General features: G+C 61.3%; 21 protein-coding genes. 11 read left to right on the top strand and 10 right to left on the bottom strand.

What is annotated here, in order from left to right; genetic code table 11:
* Positions 1–231 precede the first annotated feature (231 nt).
* The 5 genes from KQ933_RS02760 to KQ933_RS02740 all read right to left on the bottom strand — a co-directional run bounded on the left by KQ933_RS02760 (position 232) and on the right by KQ933_RS02740 (position 5,637).
* The gene (locus KQ933_RS02760) at positions 232–3,690 is read right to left on the bottom strand and encodes a chromosome segregation SMC family protein (RefSeq protein ID WP_216757280.1); all 3,459 of its coding nucleotides are present in this window, start codon (positions 3,688–3,690) and stop codon (positions 232–234) included.
* A gap of 84 nt (positions 3,691–3,774) precedes the next feature.
* Positions 3,775–4,473: a DsbA family protein gene (locus tag KQ933_RS02755; RefSeq protein WP_007818069.1), complete on the bottom strand. Its 699-nt coding sequence runs from the start codon at positions 4,471–4,473 to the stop codon at positions 3,775–3,777.
* A 139-nt stretch (positions 4,474–4,612) separates the two neighbouring features.
* On the bottom strand, positions 4,613–4,882 hold the full coding sequence (locus KQ933_RS02750; RefSeq protein ID WP_216757279.1) for a type II toxin-antitoxin system RelE/ParE family toxin: 270 nt from the start codon (positions 4,880–4,882) through the stop codon (positions 4,613–4,615).
* Complete coding sequence (locus KQ933_RS02745) at positions 4,866–5,090, bottom strand: DUF6290 family protein (protein WP_216757278.1); 225 nt, start codon at positions 5,088–5,090, stop codon at positions 4,866–4,868. The genes KQ933_RS02750 and KQ933_RS02745 overlap by 17 nt, the downstream gene beginning before the upstream one ends.
* Positions 5,091–5,148: 58 nt before the next feature.
* A complete protein-coding gene (locus tag KQ933_RS02740; RefSeq protein WP_216757277.1) occupies positions 5,149–5,637 on the bottom strand; it encodes a DUF721 domain-containing protein in 489 nt (162 codons plus the stop codon).
* A 97-nt stretch (positions 5,638–5,734) separates the two neighbouring features.
* On the opposite strand from KQ933_RS02740, the gene mutY reads away from it, so the two are divergent.
* Genes mutY through KQ933_RS02725 form a run of 3 tightly spaced genes read left to right on the top strand, consistent with a single transcriptional unit; the run spans position 5,735 to position 7,812 of the window.
* Positions 5,735–6,826, top strand: a complete 1,092-nt coding sequence (mutY, locus tag KQ933_RS02735; RefSeq protein WP_216757276.1) for an A/G-specific adenine glycosylase — start codon at positions 5,735–5,737, stop codon at positions 6,824–6,826.
* A gap of 2 nt (positions 6,827–6,828) precedes the next feature.
* On the top strand, positions 6,829–7,443 hold the full coding sequence (locus KQ933_RS02730) for an HAD family phosphatase (protein WP_216757275.1): 615 nt from the start codon (positions 6,829–6,831) through the stop codon (positions 7,441–7,443).
* A 3-nt stretch (positions 7,444–7,446) separates the two neighbouring features.
* Entirely contained in the window at positions 7,447–7,812 is a 366-nt protein-coding gene (locus tag KQ933_RS02725) for a nuclear transport factor 2 family protein (RefSeq protein ID WP_216757274.1), read from the top strand.
* Between the two features lie 122 nt (positions 7,813–7,934).
* Here the strand turns inward: KQ933_RS02725 and KQ933_RS02720 are convergent, their stop codons facing one another.
* The 3 genes from KQ933_RS02720 to KQ933_RS02710 all read right to left on the bottom strand — a co-directional run bounded on the left by KQ933_RS02720 (position 7,935) and on the right by KQ933_RS02710 (position 9,900).
* Complete coding sequence (locus KQ933_RS02720; RefSeq protein WP_216757273.1) at positions 7,935–9,065, bottom strand: site-specific DNA-methyltransferase; 1,131 nt, start codon at positions 9,063–9,065, stop codon at positions 7,935–7,937.
* Positions 9,066–9,214: 149 nt separating this feature from the next.
* Positions 9,215–9,574, bottom strand: coding sequence for an antibiotic biosynthesis monooxygenase (locus tag KQ933_RS02715; protein WP_216757272.1), 360 nt, complete (start codon positions 9,572–9,574; stop codon positions 9,215–9,217).
* Positions 9,571–9,900, bottom strand: a complete 330-nt coding sequence (locus tag KQ933_RS02710) for an NIPSNAP family protein (RefSeq protein WP_216757271.1) — start codon at positions 9,898–9,900, stop codon at positions 9,571–9,573. The genes KQ933_RS02715 and KQ933_RS02710 overlap by 4 nt, the downstream gene beginning before the upstream one ends.
* Positions 9,901–9,971: 71 nt before the next feature.
* Between KQ933_RS02710 and KQ933_RS02705 the strand changes: the two genes are divergently transcribed.
* Positions 9,972–10,694 carry a helix-turn-helix transcriptional regulator gene (locus KQ933_RS02705; protein ID WP_216757270.1) on the top strand — a complete coding sequence of 241 codons (723 nt, stop codon included), beginning with the start codon at positions 9,972–9,974 and terminating at the stop codon, positions 10,692–10,694.
* A gap of 127 nt (positions 10,695–10,821) precedes the next feature.
* Entirely contained in the window at positions 10,822–11,511 is a 690-nt protein-coding gene (locus tag KQ933_RS02700; RefSeq protein WP_216757269.1) for an HAD family hydrolase, read from the top strand.
* A 155-nt stretch (positions 11,512–11,666) separates the two neighbouring features.
* Here the strand turns inward: KQ933_RS02700 and KQ933_RS02695 are convergent, their stop codons facing one another.
* Positions 11,667–12,350 (bottom strand): hypothetical protein, encoded by a 684-nt coding sequence (locus tag KQ933_RS02695; RefSeq protein WP_216758813.1) that lies wholly within the window; start codon positions 12,348–12,350, stop codon positions 11,667–11,669.
* Between the two features lie 265 nt (positions 12,351–12,615).
* Between KQ933_RS02695 and thrC the strand changes: the two genes are divergently transcribed.
* The 6 genes from thrC to KQ933_RS02665 all read left to right on the top strand — a co-directional run bounded on the left by thrC (position 12,616) and on the right by KQ933_RS02665 (position 19,867).
* Positions 12,616–14,016 carry a threonine synthase gene (gene thrC / locus KQ933_RS02690; RefSeq protein ID WP_216757268.1) on the top strand — a complete coding sequence of 467 codons (1,401 nt, stop codon included), beginning with the start codon at positions 12,616–12,618 and terminating at the stop codon, positions 14,014–14,016.
* Positions 14,017–14,043: 27 nt separating this feature from the next.
* Entirely contained in the window at positions 14,044–15,342 is a 1,299-nt protein-coding gene (locus KQ933_RS02685; RefSeq protein ID WP_216757267.1) for a pitrilysin family protein, read from the top strand.
* Positions 15,343–15,372: 30 nt separating this feature from the next.
* Entirely contained in the window at positions 15,373–15,987 is a 615-nt protein-coding gene (locus KQ933_RS02680) for a GNAT family N-acetyltransferase (protein WP_216757266.1), read from the top strand.
* Positions 15,984–18,896 carry a sensor domain-containing phosphodiesterase gene (locus tag KQ933_RS02675; RefSeq protein WP_216757265.1) on the top strand — a complete coding sequence of 971 codons (2,913 nt, stop codon included), beginning with the start codon at positions 15,984–15,986 and terminating at the stop codon, positions 18,894–18,896. Before KQ933_RS02680 ends, KQ933_RS02675 begins: the two co-directional genes overlap by 4 nt.
* A gap of 134 nt (positions 18,897–19,030) precedes the next feature.
* Positions 19,031–19,456: a hypothetical protein gene (locus tag KQ933_RS02670; protein WP_216757264.1), complete on the top strand. Its 426-nt coding sequence runs from the start codon at positions 19,031–19,033 to the stop codon at positions 19,454–19,456.
* 102 nt (positions 19,457–19,558) lie between these two features.
* A complete protein-coding gene (locus KQ933_RS02665) occupies positions 19,559–19,867 on the top strand; it encodes a Dabb family protein (protein WP_216757263.1) in 309 nt (102 codons plus the stop codon).
* Between the two features lie 12 nt (positions 19,868–19,879).
* Here KQ933_RS02665 and KQ933_RS02660 read toward each other — a convergent pair whose 3' ends face one another.
* A complete protein-coding gene (locus KQ933_RS02660) occupies positions 19,880–20,779 on the bottom strand; it encodes a metal ABC transporter substrate-binding protein (protein WP_216757262.1) in 900 nt (299 codons plus the stop codon).
* Positions 20,780–20,782: the final 3 nt, after the last annotated feature.

Below are 20,782 nucleotides of genomic sequence, written 5' to 3'. Positions count from 1 at the left end.
CAGGAAAACCGGACGGGGGGTCCATTTATGCCCGGCGGCCTTCGGTCCCCACCTCACCCGAAGACTGCATTGCAAATTCCACGGCTCGCAACGACCGATTGCTACTTATCCGCAATGACACGGTTGCGATAAAACAACTTCTAATGCAATACGCGCAAAAGAGCATCACCCAAATGGGGTACGTACCCGATGTGAAGGTGACCTTTTTTGGTCTTTAATTAAAATGCCGCTTCACGCCGTCTCGCGCAGACGCTCTGCGGTCTGCAAATCGACCGAAACAAGCTGGGAAACACCCTGCTCGGCCATTGTGACGCCAAAGAGGCGATTCATGCGGGCCATGGTGATGGGATTGTGGGTAATGATGACGAATCGCGTCTCCGTAGACGCCGCCATCTCATCCATCAGATTGCAGTAACGCTCGACATTATGGTCGTCGAGCGGGGCGTCCACTTCATCCAGCACGCAGATCGGCGCAGGATTGGTGAGGAAGACGGCAAAGATCAGCGCCATCGCCGTCAGCGCCTGTTCGCCACCCGACAGCAATGTCATGGTCTGCGGCTTCTTGCCCGGCGGGCGGGCGAGGATTTCGAGGCCAGCTTCCAGCGGATCGTCTGATTCGATGAGCTGCAGTTCGGCCGTGCCGCCGCCGAAGAGGTGAGTGAAGAGGCGCTGGAACTGGGCATTGACGACATCGAAGGCGGCGATCAGGCGTTCGCGGCCCTCACGGTTCAGGCTCTGGATTGCGCCGCGCAGTTTTCTGATAGCATCGATGACGTCGTCGCGTTCCTTGACGAGCGTCTCCAGCTTCTCGCTGAGCTCCTTCTGCTCCTCGTCGGCACGCAGGTTGACAGCACCCAGTCGCTCGCGCTCGATCCGCAGCCGCTCGACCTCGCGCTCGACCTCATGCGGATCGGGCAGGGTCTGCAGTCCCGGCCGGCCGGCAAGGCGCAGCGCCTCATGCGGGGCCACGCTCAGCGCCTCGCGGATACGCTGTTCGCTTTCCTGCCGCTTCTCGCGAGCGGAGACGAGGCGTTCCTCGGCGCGGCCGCGGCGCTCGCGGCTTTCGGCGAGTTCGGAAAGTGCCGTCGCCGCCTTATGGTCGGCATCGCGCTGCAGCAGTTCGGCCTCAGCCAAGAGATCGGCAGCATGGCGACGGGCTTCCTCGGCCTTCTGCAGCTCCGTCAGCAGCGCGCGGCGCTTGTCGTCGAATTCGTCCGGCGCCATTTCCAGTTCGGCGGCCTCTTCACGCGCCTCTTCTTCACGCTCGCGGAGCGTGGCGATGTGGTCCTCGGCGCTGGCAGCGCGCTGGCGCCATGTCTCGCGCTCCTGGCCGATGGCGACAATGCGGCGCTGGCGGGCATCATTCTCCCGGTTGAGGCTCTCGTGGCGGGCGCGGGCTTCGGCGAGGGCGCCGCGATCCGTCGCGACCTCGGCCTGCTGGAAGCGCAGCCGTTCATCGAGCGCAGTCAGATCCGGCGCGTCTTCGAGTTCGATACGGGCATTTTCTTGCTGAACGGCGATATCCTCAAGCTGCGCCTGCAACTGGCTGACAGCTTCGGCAATGACATCGCGGCGGCGAATGAGATCACCGGAAGCGCGCTCGGCAGCGGCAAGTGCTTCCCGCGCTTCAGCCAGATGGCGGGCGGACAGGCGGCTCATATCACGGGCTTCAGCAAGCCGGCGCTCTTCGCCGCGGATGGTCTCGGCGGCGGCGGCGAGACGTTCTTCGGCTTCAGCCAGGACATCGCGGGCAAGCTCAGCCTCGCCTTCCAACTCGGCAAGTCGGTTCTTCTGGGCAAGTCGAAGGGCAGCCGCACTCGGCGCATCCGCGCCAGTGACATGACCATCCCAGCGATAGACCGCCCCTTCCCTGGTGACCAGCCGTTGGCCGGCCTTGAGCTCCTTCACCAGACGCGGTGCATCGGCGGCAGCGACCAGACCGATCTGGCGCAGGCGGCGGATCAGCGCGGCAGGTGCGCAGACATGGTTCAGCAGCGGATCGGCGCCTGCGGGCAGCGCCGGATCGCCGACACCATCACCGTTTTCCGACCAGTAGGCGGGCGCATTCGGATCGAGTGGGGATTCGAGATCGTCGCCGAGCGCAGCCCCCAGCGCCGTCTCGAAACCACGATCCACCTTCAGTTCTTCGGCAACCGGCGGGAATTCCCCTGCCGCGGCGCTAGCCAGCATACGCTGGATGGTACGGGCTTCCGTCTCCAGCGCGTTGAGCTTGCTGCGCGCCTGTTCGACAGGAGAGCGCGAAAGTGCCTCGGTTTCGCGCGCCGTTGAAAGTGCCTGCTCGACGGACTGGATCGCCGCCTCGGCTTCGGCGACGGCGACCTCCCCCGCCTCGACCATTGCGCGCTTTTCGTCCGGATCCGGCAGTGTCGCGATCTTCTGCTCGATGCCGGCGAGTTCACGGTTGGCTTCGTCCATCTGGCGTTCGAGGCGCAGCTTGCGGTCGGCGAGGTCGCGGATGGCGCGTTCGAGCTGATTGCGGCCGGCGGCGGCTTCGGCGCGGTCTGCCGTCAGGATAGTGAAGATGCGTTCGCTATCTGCGAGTTTCGCCGCCGCCTCCTCGAAAGCCTGCCGCGTCTCCTCGGCATAACGGCCGGAATCGGCCAGGATTTCGGCGATATCGGCCTCTTCGGCATCAAGCCTTGCGAGGATCGTGGCATTGTCGGCAACAAGCCGCTCCTCGCGCCTGATGTCTTCGGCAAGCTGCGCCAGACGACGGGTCAGTTCGTCGCGGCGGCGCAGGATGCGGTTGGCATCTTCCTCAAGCTGGCTGCGGGCGATCTGCAGGCGCTGGAGTGTGGCAGCTGCCCGCGCTTCGCCTTCGCGCAGTTCCGGGAGCTTCAGGCTGGCGATGCCCTGGTTCTTCGCCGCATCCATCTGGATCTGCGCCTTCTCGGCAACGACGACGGTTGCCTGATTGAGCGCGCTGTCGGCCTCGGCCTCAGCCTCCTTCGCCTGCACCCAGCGGATATGCAAGAGCATTGCCTCGCGGGCGCGGATATCGGCGGAAAGCGTCTTGAAGCGGTTTGCCTGGCGGGCCTGACGCTTCAGGCTCTCGATCTGGCTTTCGAGCTGCGAAGTGACGTCGTCGAGACGCTCCAGATTGCTTTCGGCCGCGCGCAGGCGAAGCTCAGCCTCGTGGCGGCGGGAGTGCAGGCCGGAAATGCCGGCGGCCTCTTCCAGCAACTGGCGGCGAGCCTGCGGCTTTGCCGAGATCAGCTCGCCGATGCGGCCCTGCCCCACCATGGAGGGAGAACGCGCGCCGGTGGAGGCATCGGCGAAGAGAAGCTGCACATCCTTGGCACGGCTTTCCTTGCCGTTGATGCGGTAGATCGACCCCTGTTCGCGCTCGATACGGCGGGTGACCTGGATTTCATCGCTGTCATTGAAGGCGGCGGGTGCGGTGCGCTCGCCATTATCGAGATAGAGGCCGACTTCAGCGGTATTGCGCGCCGGGCGATTTCCCGAACCCGAGAAGATCACGTCGTCCATGCCGGACGCGCGCATATTCTTGTAGGAATTCTCGCCCATGACCCAGCGGAGGGCTTCGACGAGATTGGACTTGCCGCAGCCGTTCGGACCGACGACGCCCGTCAGGCCGCGCTCGATGATGAATTCGGTTGGTTCGACGAAGGACTTGAAGCCGACAAGGCGAAGCTTGTTGAACTTCATGCCGCCGCCTCACCAAATGCTTCACCAAACAAAAAAGCGGGCACACGGCTTTCGCCGTCGCCCGCCTTCGCAAAACGGTACGGATCAGAGGAGGCTGTCGATGAGGGCCGACATGGTGTCAACCGGCATGTCTCCAGAATAGCGCTTGCCATTGATGAGGAACGTCGGTGTGGCGTTGACGCCAAAATCCTTGGAACCCCTTTCCCGCGTGGCATTCACTTCATCCAGCAGCTTCTGGTTCGTCAAGCACTTCGTGAAGCTATCCTCAGTAAATCCGGCGAGCTTCGACATCTGAAGCAGCGCGGCGCGGCCATCATCGGCGGCAGCCCAGACCTGTTGCTGCTTGAAGAGCATGGCGACCATCGGGAAATATTGCTCGGGCGTTGCGAGCTCTTCCGGCTTCTGCGGGTTGCAGCGGGCGAGCATGAAGGCAGCGGCAGCGCGCGGATCAAAGGGGAATTCACGTAGGACGAACTCGACCTTGCCGGTGTCGACGTATTTCTGCTTGATGGTATCGAAGGTGGTGTTGTGGAAGTGGGCGCAGTGCGGGCAGGTCATCGACATATATTCGACGATCTTGACCGGAGCGTCGGTCTTGCCGAGCGCCATTTCCGGCAGTGCGCCAGGGGTCATCACCTTGGCCATATCCACATCGCCATCCGGCTTCGGGATTTCGACGGCTGCCTGCGCCTGCGCCGTACCGTATACCGCCATGGATGCGGTTGCGGCGGCGACACCGCCCAGAAGCTGGCGTTTCGTCAGTTGCATTTCAGAGATGCGCATGGGTTCCCCATAAACAAGTGTGGCAGCTGATTGTGCGATATAACGGCCAGAAGCCACGAACAAGGCACGCTTCGCCAACTTTCTTCAAAGAATTGTGACCTGCGAAAGACGAGTAGTCAAAACCATGCAGGATTTCTCATTATCGATACACATCGCGGCGATTGCCGATGCGCACAATCAGAATGCGAACTGCGCCATCATTGATGTCAGCGATTACGCGATAGTCTCCGACACGGTATTTCCAGAAGTTTCCCAGCTCGGAGCCCTTCAGCGCCTCTCCGACCGATCTTGGATCGTCCAACTTTGAATTGCGGTCGTTCAGAAAGCGAAGGATGCGGCTGGCAGCGTCGCGGCCGAGCTTTTCGAGTTCACGCTCCGCAGCCCGGTGAAACTCAATTCTCCACGCCATACCGCGCCATCAGTTCCGAGAGCGGCACAGTATCGGTTTCTTCCTTACGAAGCTCCTCAAGGCGCTTTTCGGCAAGGAAGATGTCTTCCATATCGTCAAGATGTTCAAGAATAGCCTGCCGCGCATAGAAACTCTTGCTTCGTCCGGTGCGCTTTGCAAGCGCATCCAGGCGAGCTTCAATCTCCGGCGGCAATCTTAAAGCGAGCATAGGAACCTCCATTGCTATACATGTATAGCACTTGGGCAGATCCTAGATCAAACGAAACCTATCTGCCCCGTTTTCCCAATACCGCCGTGCCGAGCCGGGCGATCGCCCGCCTGATCTTTTCGTCCTCCAAACCTTGCATCATGCTTTCCAGCTTGCGGGCCGCCTCGCCCTTCAGCGGCGGGGGTGTGCGGGAGCGCTTGACCGGCTGGTAGACCGGCTTCTGGACGATGCGGATCTGATGGACGGCAGCAAAGCCAAAGAAGCTGTTGATGCGCTGGATCAGCTCGCCCTGGGCGTGGGTGAGAAAAAGCGCGCGCGCTCCCTCGCAGGCAACCGTCAGCACGCCGGGGCGGAAGCTGCCGTCATCACCGCCGCGCGCCCAGGCGATCTTTTCCGGCCGGGTGCAATCGGCGAAGTCCTCGCCGGCAATCTCATCCCAGGAACCCAGAAGTGCGGAGTTGATGCCGGCGCGGCGGGCGAGAACGGGATCGATGATGCCGTTGGTCAGCTCGGAAATCTGCTTCTCACCTTTGCGTGGATAACTCATCGAAACCTTGGTAAGCGGTGGTCTTTCGAAACCACCGGCTTGATCGCGCCGCGTTGCTTCGCCAAGTATAGAGCACTTCCCCTGATCGCGGCAAATAATGACGACACGCACACTGGACGCGCCGACCGCCTCCCCACTCCTTGAATGGTATGACCGCCATCACCGCGACCTGCCCTGGCGTGTATCACCGCCGATGGCGAAACGCGGCATCAAGGCCGACCCGTATCACGTCTGGCTGTCGGAGGTGATGCTGCAGCAGACGACAGTTCCGGCAGTAAAGCCCTATTTCGCCAATTTCCTGGCGAAGTGGCCCTCGGTGATCGATCTCGCAAAGGCACCAAGTGAGGATGTGATGGCGGCCTGGGCTGGGCTTGGCTACTATGCGCGGGCACGCAATCTGAAGAAATGCGCCGAAGCCGTTGCCAGCGAGCATGGAGGCGTCTTTCCGGACACCGTTGAGGGGCTGAAAGCCCTACCAGGCATCGGCGACTATACAGCGGCAGCGGTTGCGGCAATCGCGTTCAACAGGCAGGCGGCCGTGATGGACGGCAATGTAGAGCGGGTGATCTCACGGCTCTATGCTATCGCCACCCCACTTCCGGCCGCCAAGCCGCTGATGCGCCAGAAAGTGGCGTTGCTGACGCCTGCCGACCGGCCCGGTGATTTCGCGCAGGCCATGATGGATCTCGGCGCGACGGTCTGCACGCCGAAACGCCCGGCCTGTTCGCTCTGTCCCTTTAACGGATCATGCGAAGCCCTGCGGCTGCAAGATCCCGAGCAGTTCCCGGTCAAGGCCGCGAAGAAGGAGAAACCGATCCGCCGTGGCGCAGCCTTTGTGGCGGTTACCTCCGAGGGTGAGATCCTGTTGCGGCGGCGTGTCGAAAGCGGCCTGCTCGGCGGCATGACGGAAATTCCGACGACGGCATGGACGTCGCGACAGGATGGCGAAACGTCGGCAGAGGCTGCACCTTTCAAAGCCAGATGGAAAAGTGCGGGCACCGTCACGCATGTCTTCACCCATTTCGAACTCAGGCTTTCGATCTTCCGCGTGGCAATCCCTGCCCCCGTTCAGACCAATGACGGATGGTGGGAGCCGGTTACAAATCTTGAAGCTCAGGCGCTGCCGACCATCATGAAAAAAGCGATCGCAGCGGCTATTCCTCTCGCGTTCAAAACAGCCAAGGGATGACTATGGCAAACGACATCAAGCATATCGTTTTCGATATCGGCAAAGTTCTTATTCATTACGATCCCCATATTCCCTTCAGCCGCCTCATTCCCGATGAGGCCGAGCGCAACTGGTTTTTCGCCAATATCTGCACCCATGACTGGAACATCGAGCAGGACCGCGGCCGCACCTGGGCCGATGCCGAGGCACTGCTGATCGAGCAGCATCCGACCCGCGAAGAACATATCCGCGCCTTCCGCAAGCACTGGCACGAAATGGTGCCGCATGCCTATGAAGAGAGCGTCGCGATCATGGAAGGCTTCATCAACGAGGGCCGGGACGTGACGATGCTGACAAACTTCGCCTCCGACACGTTCCGCGAGGCACAACAGCGCTTCGCCTTTCTCAAGAAGCCGCGCGGCGTGACCGTTTCGGGTGATGTCGGTCTCATCAAGCCGGATATCGCGATCTACGAAACGCATACCAAGAGCTTCGGCCTCGACCCGACAGCGACCATCTTCATCGACGACGCGCCTGTCAATGTCGAGGGCGCAAAGGCAGCCGGCTGGAATGCCGTGCTCTTCACCGGCGCCGACAAGCTGCGCGCCGATCTTGCCACCTATGGACTGAAGGCCTGAGCGATGTCTTTCGATCCCGCTGATGCCATCGACCGCTTCCACGCGGCGATCAACGCGCTCGATTTTCCCGAGATCGAGAACTGGTTCGCGGAGGACGCGACCTACGTCTCCAACGGTGTTGGCAGCCTTGCCGGCCGGGCAGAAATCATGGCCGCCTTCCGTCGCTACTTCGACGATTATCCGGATCAGACGGCGGAGAATTCGCTGGTCGAAACGCTAACGCCGCTTTCCGGCCGGGCCGTCTGGTCCGTTCGGGCAACGCACAGCAAGACCGGCAAGCCGCTGATACGCGAGGGCGAAGAGACGATCACCTTCAACGAGGAGGGCAAGGTCACGCGGGTCGATGTGATCGACTATCAGGAATTCTGAAGAAGAACTTCGGTCCTGAAAGAAGAGGCCCGGGGTTTTTCGACCCCGGGCCTCTTTTTCTTCTTCCGTAACTGGAGGTACAAACCGGAAGAAAGGTTGGTCTCAACCTTGCAAGGTGCTGCTCAGCCCACCTTTGCGAGGTCACTGCGGATGACGGACCGCAATTCGTCAATCGGGCGCAGGGACTGCCCGTCGTCGAAATGCCAGAAGGTCCACCCGTTGCATGCATCAAGGCCCTGCACTTTCGCGCCGAGACGATGAATGGAGCCGGCCTCGCCGCCGGAAGCGACCGTGCCGTCGGCACGCACCACGGCGCTGTGACGGCGCTTGGCATCCGTCAACACCTGGCCGGGCTTGATGAGGCCGCTTTCGACCAGCACGTTGAAGGCGATACGCGCTTCGGCCTTCTTGCCGGTCATGACGGTCAGTTCCGCCTTGCCGAGCGGTTCGACGGCGGCGATGCGGGCAGAGGCCGCATCGATATAGTCCTGCTCGCGCTCGATGCCGACGAAGTGGCGGCCGAGACGCTTGGCGACGGCACCGGTCGTTCCCGAACCGAAGAAGGGATCGAGGATCACATCGCCGGGCTTCGATGAGGCCATGATAACGCGGGCGAGCAGCGCTTCCGGCTTTTGCGTCGGATGGGCTTTCTTGCCGTCCTCGCCCTTCAGGCGCTCATTGCCGCTGCAGATCGGGAACAGCCAGTCGGAGCGCATCTGCACGTCGTCATTGGCGGCCTTCATCGCATCGTAGTTGAAGGTATAGCCCTTGGCCTTGGCGTTCGGACTTGCCCAAATCATTGTCTCATGGGCGTTCTGGAAACGACGGCCCTTGAAATTCGGCATCGGATTGGTCTTGCGCCAGACGATGTCGTTCAGGATCCAGAAGTTGAGATCCTGCAGCGTGGCGCCGACGCGGAAGATATTGTGATAGGAACCGATCACCCAGATCGTGCCCGTCGGTTTCAGCACACGGCGGCAGGCGAGCAGCCAGGCGCGGGTGAAGGCGTCATAGGCTTCAAAAGAAGCGAACTGATCCCATTCGTCATCGACGGCATCGACCAGCGACTGGTCCGGCCGGTGCAGCGTGCCGCCGAGTTGGAGGTTGTAGGGCGGATCGGCAAAGATGACGTCAACGGACTGGTTCGGAAGAGCCTCGAGGGCTGCAACGCAATCACCCTTGATGATCGTGTCGACCCAAGAACCCGGCTTTACGGAAGTCTTCAGGTCGGCAAGCGGAAATACAGACGCCATGTAAATACTCACCCATACGCTTTACGCTTAACTCTCCGTTATGGTTACGCAAGTTGGTTACCAAAGCCTGAAGCACCGACCCGTTTCGGGAAAATATTCCGGTTTACCTATAAGAAAGAGGCGGACAGCCGGCTGCGCCCGCCCCGATTTCACTCTGCCGCCTGAGGCGCGTGAACCTGCCTACTGTCCTCAGGTGCCTCGGCCCGCTCAAGCATGCCGTAGTCTCTGACGACATGGCCGATGCGCAGGCGATAATCGGCGAAAATGCCGTTCCGGCCGGCCTTTTGCGCCGCCCGATGGGCTTCGAGATTACGCCACTGGTGCACCGCTTCCTCATCCCGGAAGAAGGACAGCGAGAGGATCTTGCCGCGCATCGTCAGGCTCTCGAAACGCTCGATGGAAATGAAGCCGTCGATCTTCTGGAGTTCGGATCTGAGTTCACCGGCAAGATCGAGATATTTGTGGCGCTCGCCGAGATAGGGAATGACTTCGAAGATGACGGCGATCATGGCAGCACCAGCTTCGCATGCGGGGCCGAGACGTTCTTCAGAAAGATCCGGTCCTCTTTGAGAATAAAGCGCTCGCGGCGGGCGAATTCGTAGTTCTTCCGGCCGAGCGGATCGGCGGTCAGCCTTGCACGGTAGGCCTCGTAGGCTGCGAGGCTTTCGATGTTGTAGACGCCGTAGGCCGTCGTCGCCGAACCTTCATGCGGACCGAAATAGCCGATCAGGTCGGCACCGTTGCGCGGGATCGCCTCTCCCCAGTTGCGGGCATATTCGGCAAAGGCATCCTTGCGGAAGGGGTCGATCTCATAGCGGATGAAGCAGGTAATCATCGGTTTCTCCTTTCGTATGAGAGGAGCTTTCGCACATTGCGGTACTGACATGCTTCGGTTACGATCGAAGTATGAAGGAAGGACCTGACATCGCGCAGATCGGTGCGCTCATCGGCGATCCGGCCCGCGCCAACATGCTGGCGGCGCTGACGGGCGGCCGTGCGCTGACGGCGACGGAGCTCGCGGCAGCCGGCGGGGTCACGCTGCAGACGGCGAGCTCACATCTCTCAAAGCTGGAAGGCGGCGGCTTGCTTGCCCAGCGCAAACAGGGGCGGCACCGCTATTTCACCCTAGCCGACGAGGCGGTGGCCCGGCTGATCGAAAGCATGATGGGTCTTGCCGCAAGCCTCGGGCATCTGCGCCACCAGCCCGGACCGAAGGATCCGGCACTGCGCAAGGCGCGCATCTGCTACGATCACCTCGCCGGCGATTACGGCGTGCGCATGCTGGACAGCCTGGTCGCATCGGGATCGATCGATGCCGTCGGCGACGGGCTTGCGGTAACAACCAAGGGCGAGAACGATCTGCAATGCATCGGCATCGATATCGGCAGCCTCAAATCCTCTCGCCGGCCGCTCTGCCGCTCCTGCCTCGACTGGAGCGAACGCCGCGCCCATCTCGCTGGCAGCCTCGGCAAGGCACTGCTGGCAAGCTTCATGGAAAAGGGCTGGGCGCGACGGATACCGGAAAGCCGCTCCGTGGTCTTTTCACCCGAGGGTGAGCGGCAGTTCCTGAAATTGTTTCCGCTGGAAAGCCAGCAAGGCACGACCAGCTTGTCCCTGATACGATGGTGAGCGACCGTGCTCCAGCCGCTCGCCGCAAAGCTGCCCGCGCCGCGCATTCCAGCCATGCCCCGCCATCGGTTGAGCTTTCGTCCGCCATCGTGTAAAGCCGCATCATCCCCGAACAAGGCATGAGTATATGGACGGCTTCGACCTCATCATCTTCGACTGTGACGGCGTTCTGGTCGATTCCGAAATCATCGCAGCGGATGTCGAATCCAGGCTGCTGACGGAAGCAGGCTATCCGATCGGCGTCGAGGAAATGAACGAGCGCTTCGCCGGCCTGACATGGCAGGACATCCTCTTCCAGATCGAACGGGAAGCCAGCATTCCGCTCTCGGCATCCCTCATCGATCAGTCGCAGAAGCTTCTGGATATCCGGCTCGAACAGGAAGTCCAGGCCATTCCCGGCGTCGAATTCGCCATCAGCCGCCTCTCGATGAAGCGCTGCATCTGCTCGAACTCCTCGAGCCAGCGGCTCGACATGATGCTGGGCAAGGTCGGCCTGAAGAAGCTCTTCGCGCCCACTATCTTCTCTGCCAAGGATCTTGGCCCCGACCGCGCCAAGCCGAAGCCGGATATCTACCTGCACGGCGCAAGCCAGATGGGTATCTCGCCTTCCAAGACGGTCGTCGTCGAAGATTCCACGCACGGTGTCCACGCTGCGCGCGCTGCAGGCATGCGGGTGATCGGCTTCACCGGCGGCTCGCACACCTATCCCTCGCATGCCGACAAGTTGACGGATGCAGGCGCGGAGACCGTCATCTCTCGCATGAACGATCTGCCGGGTGTGGTTGCCGCACTCGCCGAATGGGAAGGCGTGCTCTAAGGGCAGCTGGCGGCGAGCCTCTGACAGAAAACCGCAGGCTGAGCCCGCAGATTCGCGGGCTCTTTATATGTTGTGGACGAGGGTTTGTCGCGCGGCCGCACGTGCCGCGGCACTACAGCTCGTTCAATTGTACGAGATCGCGAGCAGGCGATTGCCTAGCTGCTCTTCTTGGAATTTTTGGCGTTCTTGGCGGGCTGGGTGTCGAAGCCGACATTGACGCGGACCAGCGCGCCGGAACCGACCGGCATCTTGATGCCTTCGTGGCGGAAGATGACCTGCGTGGCAGGGGAGCCCGCCGGAATTTGCGTCGGGAAGTGAACGACTTCTGATGACAGCACGTCCTGTCCATCCAGCACCGAGATGCGGATCGGCAGAGTGACCGGACCCGGCGTGCCACCCGGACCGGCGACGAGGCGAAGCTGTGCCACGACGGTCATGGAGAGCGCCGTATCGCTGAGCATGCACTGGCGGCTGTAGTCGCCGAAAGATGCCTGGAAGACGACCTGCTGCGGATCACCGGTCTTCGCACCTTTCGCATAGGTGCGATAGATCGCGTCCTGGTCACGCATGAAGATCTGCGGGCATGCACCCTGCACAACGGGTGCGACCGTTCCCTGCGCGGTAACGCCGGTGCCGATCGGGGCCTGGTTCGACGAAGGATTTGATGGAGCGACCGGCATGATCTGGGCATTGCCGTTCGGCTGAAGCGGAGCGGAGCCGCTGCTCGCAGCTGCAGCTTCAGGCTTGCTGTCGCCGCCGAGGCCGAGCGAATTGCAGCCGGCAAGGGCGGCAAAGAGCGATGCGGAAACAATGAGACGCGAGACCTTGCCGAGCACGATATTCCACCCCTTGCAAACGCTTTTCTTTTAGGTTCTCGCGACTTTCGCGCAAGGCCTTTCATGACAGTTGGCGATGGTCTATATCAGCGGCGCAAAGAAAAATCGATTGGGTAAGCACCGTTTTGATGCACTTTTCGCAGCCGGATGCGGGCAAGTTCAATAGGATACCTGCGACACCGCTCGGGCAGGCCGGCAAGCCCCCTCTTTTCGGCGGCGCGGCGACGGCCCGTTTTCCGCACGGAAACTCTCCAGCCATAGATCAAGGATGACGAACGTGGACTATATCTCGACCCGCGGCGAGGCCCCTTCCCTCGGCTTTTGCGACGCCCTTCTGGCTGGGCTGGCGCGCGATGGCGGGCTTTACGTTCCCCGCAAATGGCCGAACTTTTCCAAAAAGGAAATCCGGGCGCTCCGCGGCAAGACCTATCAGGAGATCGCCTTCACCATCCTTTCGCCCTTCACCAATGGCGAAATCCCAGACGAAACCTTCCGGGCGATGATTAACGAAGCCTATGGCACTTTCCGCCATCCGGCGATCGCGCCACTGGTCCAGACCGGCCCGAACAGCTTCGTCATGGAGCTCTTCCATGGCACGACGCTCGCCTTCAAGGACGTGGCGATGCAGCTTCTCGCCCGCCTGATGGATTATGCGCTGGAAAAGCGCGGCGAGCGGGCAACCATCGTCGGCGCCACCTCGGGCGATACGGGTGGCGCGGCGATCGACGCCTTCGCCGGCCGCGGGCGCACCGACATCTTCATCCTCTTCCCCCATGGCAAGGTATCGCCGGTACAGCAGCGGCAGATGACGACGTCAACGGCCGGCAATGTGCATGCGCTTGCCGTCGAGGGCAATTTCGACGATTGCCAGAACCTCGTCAAAGCCATGTTCAATGACGTTGCCTTCCGCGACAAGGTGAAGCTTTCGGGTGTCAACTCGATCAACTGGGCGCGCATCATGGCCCAGATCGTCTATTATTTCACCACGGCGGTGGCACTCGGCAGCCCGGACCGGAAGATCTCCTTCACGGTACCGACTGGCAATTTCGGCGATATCTTCGCCGGCTATTGTGCCAAGCGCATGGGCCTGCCGATCGACAAGCTCGTCATCGCCACCAATGAGAACGATATCCTGGCGCGGACGCTGAAGACCGGCCGTTATGACATGAAGGCGGTGAAGGCCACCACTTCTCCATCAATGGATATCCAGATATCTTCCAACTTCGAGCGGCTGCTGTTCGAAGCCTATGACCGCGACGCCTCCAAGGTGCGTGCCGCAATGGAGAGCCTCAAGCAATCCAATGGTTTCGAAATTTCGCCCGAAGCGCTTAAATTCATCAAAAAGGATTTCCGCGCTGGCCGCGCGAGTGAGCGCCAGGTGGCGGAAACGATCCGCAAGACCTATGCGGAAACCGGCTATCTGCTCGATCCGCATTCGGCGATCGGCGTCTTTGTGGCCGCCAAGCGGGAAAAGCCTGGTACCCCGATGGTGACGCTTGCCACCGCCCATCCGGCGAAATTCCCGGCTGCCGTAAAATCCGCCTCCGGTATTGACCCGGCGCTTCCGACGTGGCTTGCTGATCTGATGCACAGGGAGGAGCGCTTCCAGATCATCGAGCCCGAGCTCAAAGCGGTTGAAACCTTTATCGGCAAGCATGCCCGCAGCTAGATGACGGCAGGCGCAGAAAGATAGCACATGACAGTTGAGTGCACCCGGCTCAAATCCGGGCTGACAGTAGTCACACAGACCATGCCGCACCTTGAAAGCGCTGCGCTTGGAGTCTGGATCAAATCAGGTTCGCGCAACGAGACGGAAGACGAGCACGGCATTGCCCACCTGCTCGAGCACATGGCCTTCAAGGGCACGAGGCGACGCTCCGCGCGCCAGATTGCCGAGGAAATCGAGGATGTCGGCGGCGAAGTGAACGCCGCTACCTCCACCGAAACGACCTCCTATTATGCCCGGGTCCTGAAGGACCACGTGCCGCTCGCCGTCGATATCCTGGCCGATATCCTGACGGAATCCGCCTTCGAGGAAGAAGAACTGGAGCGCGAGAAGCAGGTCATCCTGCAGGAGATCAATGCGGCCAACGACACGCCCGACGATGTCGTCTTCGACCGTTTCTCCGAGGTGGCCTATCGCGGCCAGACGCTCGGCCGGCCGATCCTCGGCACTCCGGAAACCGTCGTTTCCTTCACGCCGCAACAGATCCGCACCTATCTCGGCCGCAACTATACGACCGACCGGATGTTCGTCGTGGCGACCGGCGCCGTCGAGCATGACGAATTCGTGCGCATGGTCGAAGACCGTTTTGCAAGCCTGCCGACCGCGGCCAACGCGCCGCCGGTCATGGAAGCCGCACGTTATATCGGCGGCAATGTGCGCGAAACGCGCGATCTCATGGACGCACAGATTCTGCTCGGCTTCGAGGGCAAGGCCTATCACGCCCGTGATTTCTACTGCTCGCAGATCCTCGCCAATATCCTCGGCGGCGGCATGTCCTCCCGCCTGTTCCAGGAAGTGCGCGAGTTCCGCGGCCTCTGTTATTCGGTCTATGCCTTCCACTGGGGCTTTTCCGATACCGGCATCTTCGGCATCCACGCCGCGACCGGCGGCGAAAACCTGCCGGAATTGGTGCCCGTCATCATCGACGAGTTGCACAAATCGGCCGACAATATCGACCAGAAGGAAATCGAGCGCGCCCGCGCCCAGATCCGTGCGCAGCTTCTCATGGGCCAGGAAAGTCCTGCGGCGCGTGCCGGCCAGGTCGCCCGACAGATGATGCTCTACGGCCGCCCGATCTCCAATCCGGAGATGATGGACCGCCTGGAAGGCATCACGATCGAGCGCCTGACCGATCTTGCCGGCCGCCTCTTCTACGATACCGTCCCGACGCTTTCGGCGATCGGCCCGCTCGAGCAGCTTGCCCCGATGGAACACATCACCGCCTCGCTTTCGGTTTCGGGACCGAAGACGAGGCAGGCAAGCCGCTGACGGACATATCCGTTGCGTCGGGGGTTATCGATGCCAAAATCGGTTTTTCGGTTCCTGTCGCGACAGCCTGAAGCGGTCGAACTCGAAAACGACAAATATGTCCTGCGCCTGCCACGCTACCAGGATTTCAACCAGTGGCACAGGCTTCGCGCCGACAGCCGCCGTTTTCTGGAACCCTGGGAGCCGACATGGCGCCGCGACGAGCTGACGGAAGGTTCTTTTCGCGCCCGGGTGATCCGCGGCAAGCAGGAATATGCCTCCGGACAGGCGATCCCGCTCTTCATTTTCCAGAAAAAGGATATGGCGCTCGTCGGTGGCATTACCATCGGCTACATCCGCCGGGGCGCCGCACAGAGCTGCATGATCGGTTACTGGATGGGCGAGCGTTATGCCGGCCAGGGCCATATGTTTGCCGCACTTCAACTGGTTATTCCCTATATCTTCGCAGGCCTTGAGTTGCACCGTATCGAAGCAGCCTGTATTCCAGACAACGCACGGAGCATTCGCCTGCTTGAGAAAGCCGGGTTCCAGCGGGAAGGCTACCTGCGCGGATATTTGAAGATCAACGGTCAGTGGCACGATCACGTGATGTTTTCACGCTTGGCCACCGACGCGGATACAGGCAGGAAACCCAACAGCCGATGAACAAAGACCGCATGCTGCCGACGTCACCGTCCGGACGAGTGATCGCGGTGATCGCAGCCCTTCTCCTGTCTGTGTTCGCCCTTGCGGCGGGAACCGTGCAGGCGGCCGAACCGGTGAAGATTTCCCGCGACGACACAGCGCTGGACCTGACTGCCACGACTGAAATCTACGCCAACCAGGGCGAGGCCTTCCAGGTTTCCACCGCTGCCGGCGCCGATGGCATCCGCCGGCGCATCGAGGTGCGGTCGAGCTCGGAAAACCATCAGGGCGACTGGGCGGTCTTTGCGCTTGCCAACGTTTCGGAAGAGCAGCTCGAGCGCGTCATCGTCGCGCCGCACTTCCGTCTCGTCAATTCCAAGCTGTTCTGGCCCGACCTCGGCTCGCAGCGCATCATCGCGATCACGCCGAGCGAGGGTTTTGCGCTCGACCGGCAGCCGAGTGACGATGCCGACGTCTTCCGCATCACGCTGAACCCCGGCGCGGTCATCACCTTCGTCGCCGAACTTGCGACGCCCAATCTGCCGCAGATCTATCTGTGGGAGCCGAACGCGTATAAGGATACGATCAACGCCTTTACGCTTTATCGCGGCATCGTTCTCGGCATTGCCGGCCTGCTCGCGGTCTTCCTGACGATCCTCTTCGTCGTCAAGGGAACCTCGATGCTGCCGGCGACGGCGGCCCTCGCCTGGGCTGTGCTCGGCTATATCTGCGTCGACTTCGGCTTTCTGGGAAAGCTGATCAGCGTCGCCTCGGCAGATCAACGAATATGGCGCGCCTGTGCGGAGGTGGCGCTCGCCTCCAGTTTCGTCATCTTCCTGTTCACCTACCTCAATCTCAATCGATGGCATGTGCATCTCGGCTATGCCACGCTTGCCTGGGTGCTGGGCCTCGCGCTGCTGTTCGGCGTTGCGATCTACGATCCGTCGATCGCGGCTGGCATCGCGCGGCTGTCCTTCGCGCTGACGGCGGCGACCGGCCTGTTGCTCATCATCTATCTCGGCTTCAACCGCTATGACCGCGCCATCCTGCTCGTGCCTGCATGGGCGCTGACGCTGGTCTGGCTGTTCGGCGCATGGATGACGATTACCGGCCGGCTCGATAATGACATCATCCAGCCGGCACTCGGCGGTGGCCTCGTTCTCATCGTGCTGCTGATCGGCTTTACCGTCATGCAGCACGCCTTTGCCGGCGGCGCCTTCCAGCAGGGGCTGTTCTCCGATCTCGAACGCCAGTCGCTGGCACTGACGGGTTCGGGCGACATGGTCTGGGACTGGGATGTGGCGCGCGACCGCGTCGTCACCATTCCCGACGTTTCCGTCAAGCTCGGGCTGTCGCCGGGTGCGATGCATGGTGCGGCGCGCAACTGGCTGCCGCGGCTGCACCCTGACGATCGCGATCGCTTCCGCGCCACGCTCGACGTGCTGCTGGAACATCGCCGCGGGCGGCTGAACCACGAGTTCCGCATCCGCGCCGAAGACGGCCATTTCCATTGGCTGCTGATCCGCGCCCGGCCGGTTCTCGGCTCGAACGGCGAGATCATCCGCTGCGTCGGCACGATTGTCGATGTGACCGAACAGAAGAATTCCGTCGAGCGGCTACTGCACGATGCATTGCACGACAACCTGACAGGTCTGCCGAACCGGCAGGTGTTCCTCGACCGCCTGCAGTCGGTGCTGACGCTGGCGCCGGGCGGCGAGACGCTGCGCCCGACCGTGATGGTGATCGACATCGACCGCTACAAGCTGGTCAACGATTCCCTCGGTGTCGCCGCAGGTGACAATATCCTGATCGCGCTCACCCGCCGCCTGCGACGCCTGCTGAAGCCGCAGGATACGCTGGCGCGCCTTTCCGGCGATCAGTTCGGCCTCATCCTCGTTTCCGAGCATGATCCGGCCAAGGTCGCGGATTTCGCCGATGCAATGAGCAAGGCGATCATGGTGCCGATCAACTTCTCCAACCGGGAGATTATCCTGACTGCCTCCATCGGCCTCGCCTCCTGGGTGGACCAGCAGGAGAGCGCGTCGGGTTTGCTCAGCGACGCCGAACTTGCCATGTATCGGGCCAAGCGCGCCGGCGGCAACCGCGTGGAGCCCTTCCAGCCGGCCTTCCGCGATTTCGGCACCGACCGTTTGCAGCTCGAATCGGATCTGCGCCGCGCCATCGAGCGCAAGGAGCTTTCGATGGTCTACCAGCCGATCGCCCGGCTGGAAGATGTCGAGATCGCCGGCTTCGAGGCGTTGATGCGCTGGGAGCACCCCAAGCGCGGCAATATCCCGCCATCCGAGTTCATCCCGATCGCCGAAACATCCGACATTATCGGCGCACTCGGCATTTTCGCACTGGAACAGGCGACCAACGACCTGATGGCCTGGCAGAACCAGACCGGCGAACTGCCGATTTTCGTTTCCATCAATCTTTCCAGCGTGCAGCTACTCAACAACGAGCTCTACGACGACGTCCGCTCGGTGCTGGCGAAGACCCATTGCGATCCTTCGCAACTGAAGCTCGAGCTGACGGAATCCATGGTGATGGAGAATCCGGAACAGGCGCGCCTCGTGCTGCAAAAGCTGAAGGAAGCCGGCCTCGGCCTGGCGCTCGACGACTTCGGCACCGGCTATTCATCGCTCGCCTACCTTACCCGCTTCCCCTTCGACACGATCAAGCTCGACAGGGCGCTGGTGCGCGACAACAGCGACAAGAAGGCGACCGTGCTGAAATCGGTCATTTCGATGGCGCGCGAACTGGAAATGAAGGTTGTGGCCGAGGGTATCGAATCCAACGAGGATGCGATCGAGCTGGCCAAGATGGGCTGCAGCTATGGCCAGAGCTACCTCTTCGGCCCGCCGATGCCGTCGGAATCGGTGCTGCGGCTGCTGAGGGAACGCTTTCCGCTGACGAAGCGTGCTTGATCCCAAGGCCCGTTCACCAGCTTTTTCCGGGGGATTCGCGGCTCTTCGATCGATACGGCTTTCTTTGCCAGGTGGCGCCATTGACCATTGGCCGTCGATGTGACCCTCTGCCTCAACGCAACAAGGAAAATCCAATGCTCAAGCTTTTGCTCGCTCTCTCGATGGGCGCCTGTTGCGTCTCTCCCCTCTACGCCGCCGAATTCCAACCCGCCGCACTGAGCTGCCAGGCGGCAGACGAGCCGGGACGTTGTGAAAAATTGAAGAGGGACTTCACGGCCGCCTATACGCTCGCCCACAAAGGAGATCACGGCGCGCAGGTCATCGTGGCCTTCTGCCTCTCGACTGGTTGCCGGGGCGCTGTGATCATCGACAAGGTCGCTGCTTGCAGTTGGCATATCGTTATCGCCAATTCCGGGGCAGCGACCGTGATCGACGGCTCCAACCTCAAGGATACCTGCCGTCCGATGACGGAAGAGCAGAAGACCGCTGCACGCGGCTTGTCCAACGATCTGGTCCGCAAGATCTATAAGCGTCCGGTAACGGTAGCGGACCAAATGTAGGCTGGCTGGCTCCGACAGGTCTAGCGACTGCGGAAACGAAATATCATTGCCCTTGCCGTTTTCCTCGTTATTCTGCCCGAAAACACAACCGGGAGGCACCTTATGATCCTGCACTGCGTATTCATGCGGCTGAAGGGCGCTATGACGCCTGACGACAAGCAGGCGCTGTTCGACGCCATCGTGGCGCTGAAGCAGGTGATCCCGGGAATTCTTGACATTAAATACGGGCCGAATGTTTCACCCGAGGGGCTGCATGGCGGTTTCGTCGACGGCTTTGCCGTGACCTTCGAAAGCCCCGAGGCTCGTGATACCTATCTCGTGCATCCCGAGCATGTGACCGTCGGCGAGCGCATCGTCTCGTCGACGGATGGAGGCCTGGCCGGCCTCTTGGTTTTCGATCTCGTTATCTGAGACCTTGGTAACTCAGCTCGACTTCGCCATGGCGGTGGAGAGCTGGTCGACATTGTAGCGGAACATCTTCTCGTAGGTCGGGGCTGGGCCTTTCGAGTCCGAGAGAGATTCGACGTAGAGCTCACCGCCCGGCTCGGCACCGGTCGCGGTGGCGACCTGTTTGACGAGGCGCGGATCGTTGGAGTTTTCGAAGAAGTAGGTCTTTACGTGTTCCTGCTTGATCTGCTCGATCAACTTGGAGACGTCGGCTGCGGAGGCTTCGCTTTCTGTCGAGAGACCAAGCGGTGCCAGGAAGCTGACATTATATTCACGGCCAAAATAGCCGAACGCATCGTGGCTCGTCAGCACCTTGCGGCGGTCATCGGCGATCTTGTCGAATTTGGAATGCGCATAGGCATCCAGTTCGTCCAGTTTCTTTGTATATTTCTCAGCATTGGCCTTGTAGGCCGCGGCATCGGCCGGGTCGGCGTTGGACAACGCCTTCTCGATGTTGGCGACCCAGACCTTCACGTTGACGGGGCTGTTCCAGACATGCGGATCGGTGACGGTCTTGCCATCCTCTTCCATCGTGCGGGTATTGATGCCTTCGGAGACCGTGACCGGCTTGCCCTTGTAGCCAGAGGCAGTGATCAGGCGGTCCATCCAGCCTTCCAGTCCCTCGCCGCTGACGAAGGTGACTTTAGCGGCATTCAGCGCCTTCGCATCGGCCGGCGACGGCTCGAATTCATGGGGATCGCCGTTCGGGCCGACGAGGCTCGTGACCTTAACGTGATCGCCGCCAACCTGGCGGACGACATCGGCAAGCACGGTGAAGGAGGCGACGACCTTCAGCGTTTCGGCCGAAGCCGGCACGGCCGAAAGCGTGATCAGGATGGGCAAGGCGGCGGAAAGAAGCAATCTGCTAGGTAACATCGA

This window comes from Rhizobium sp. WYJ-E13, from assembly GCF_018987265.1.
In the GTDB taxonomy this organism is placed as follows: Bacteria; Pseudomonadota; Alphaproteobacteria; order Rhizobiales; family Rhizobiaceae; genus Rhizobium.
This window is presented reverse-complemented; position numbering and strand designations above follow the sequence as displayed.

Bases quoted from the DNA above. Each gene is read 5' to 3' on its own strand.
- KQ933_RS02685 (WP_216757267.1), top strand. From the start codon at position 14,044: ATGACAGTTGAGTGCACCCGGCTCAAATCCGGGCTGACAGTAGTCACA.
- KQ933_RS02705 (WP_216757270.1), top strand. From the start codon at position 9,972: ATGAAGGAAGGACCTGACATCGCGCAGATCGGTGCGCTCATCGGCGAT.
- KQ933_RS02725 (WP_216757274.1), top strand. From the start codon at position 7,447: ATGTCTTTCGATCCCGCTGATGCCATCGACCGCTTCCACGCGGCGATC.
- mutY (WP_216757276.1), top strand. From the start codon at position 5,735: ATGACGACACGCACACTGGACGCGCCGACCGCCTCCCCACTCCTTGAA.
- KQ933_RS02750 (WP_216757279.1), bottom strand. From the start codon at position 4,882: ATGGCGTGGAGAATTGAGTTTCACCGGGCTGCGGAGCGTGAACTCGAA.
- KQ933_RS02755 (WP_007818069.1), bottom strand. From the start codon at position 4,473: ATGCGCATCTCTGAAATGCAACTGACGAAACGCCAGCTTCTGGGCGGT.
- KQ933_RS02720 (WP_216757273.1), bottom strand. From the start codon at position 9,065: ATGGCGTCTGTATTTCCGCTTGCCGACCTGAAGACTTCCGTAAAGCCG.
- KQ933_RS02745 (WP_216757278.1), bottom strand. From the start codon at position 5,090: ATGCTCGCTTTAAGATTGCCGCCGGAGATTGAAGCTCGCCTGGATGCG.
- KQ933_RS02760 (WP_216757280.1), bottom strand. From the start codon at position 3,690: ATGAAGTTCAACAAGCTTCGCCTTGTCGGCTTCAAGTCCTTCGTCGAA.
- KQ933_RS02680 (WP_216757266.1), top strand. From the start codon at position 15,373: ATGCCAAAATCGGTTTTTCGGTTCCTGTCGCGACAGCCTGAAGCGGTC.
- KQ933_RS02665 (WP_216757263.1), top strand. From the start codon at position 19,559: ATGATCCTGCACTGCGTATTCATGCGGCTGAAGGGCGCTATGACGCCT.
- KQ933_RS02715 (WP_216757272.1), bottom strand. From the start codon at position 9,574: ATGATCGCCGTCATCTTCGAAGTCATTCCCTATCTCGGCGAGCGCCAC.
- KQ933_RS02730 (WP_216757275.1), top strand. From the start codon at position 6,829: ATGGCAAACGACATCAAGCATATCGTTTTCGATATCGGCAAAGTTCTT.
- KQ933_RS02700 (WP_216757269.1), top strand. From the start codon at position 10,822: ATGGACGGCTTCGACCTCATCATCTTCGACTGTGACGGCGTTCTGGTC.
- KQ933_RS02675 (WP_216757265.1), top strand. From the start codon at position 15,984: ATGAACAAAGACCGCATGCTGCCGACGTCACCGTCCGGACGAGTGATC.
- KQ933_RS02740 (WP_216757277.1), bottom strand. From the start codon at position 5,637: ATGAGTTATCCACGCAAAGGTGAGAAGCAGATTTCCGAGCTGACCAAC.
- KQ933_RS02710 (WP_216757271.1), bottom strand. From the start codon at position 9,900: ATGATTACCTGCTTCATCCGCTATGAGATCGACCCCTTCCGCAAGGAT.
- KQ933_RS02670 (WP_216757264.1), top strand. From the start codon at position 19,031: ATGCTCAAGCTTTTGCTCGCTCTCTCGATGGGCGCCTGTTGCGTCTCT.
- KQ933_RS02660 (WP_216757262.1), bottom strand. From the start codon at position 20,779: ATGTTACCTAGCAGATTGCTTCTTTCCGCCGCCTTGCCCATCCTGATC.
- thrC (WP_216757268.1), top strand. From the start codon at position 12,616: ATGACGAACGTGGACTATATCTCGACCCGCGGCGAGGCCCCTTCCCTC.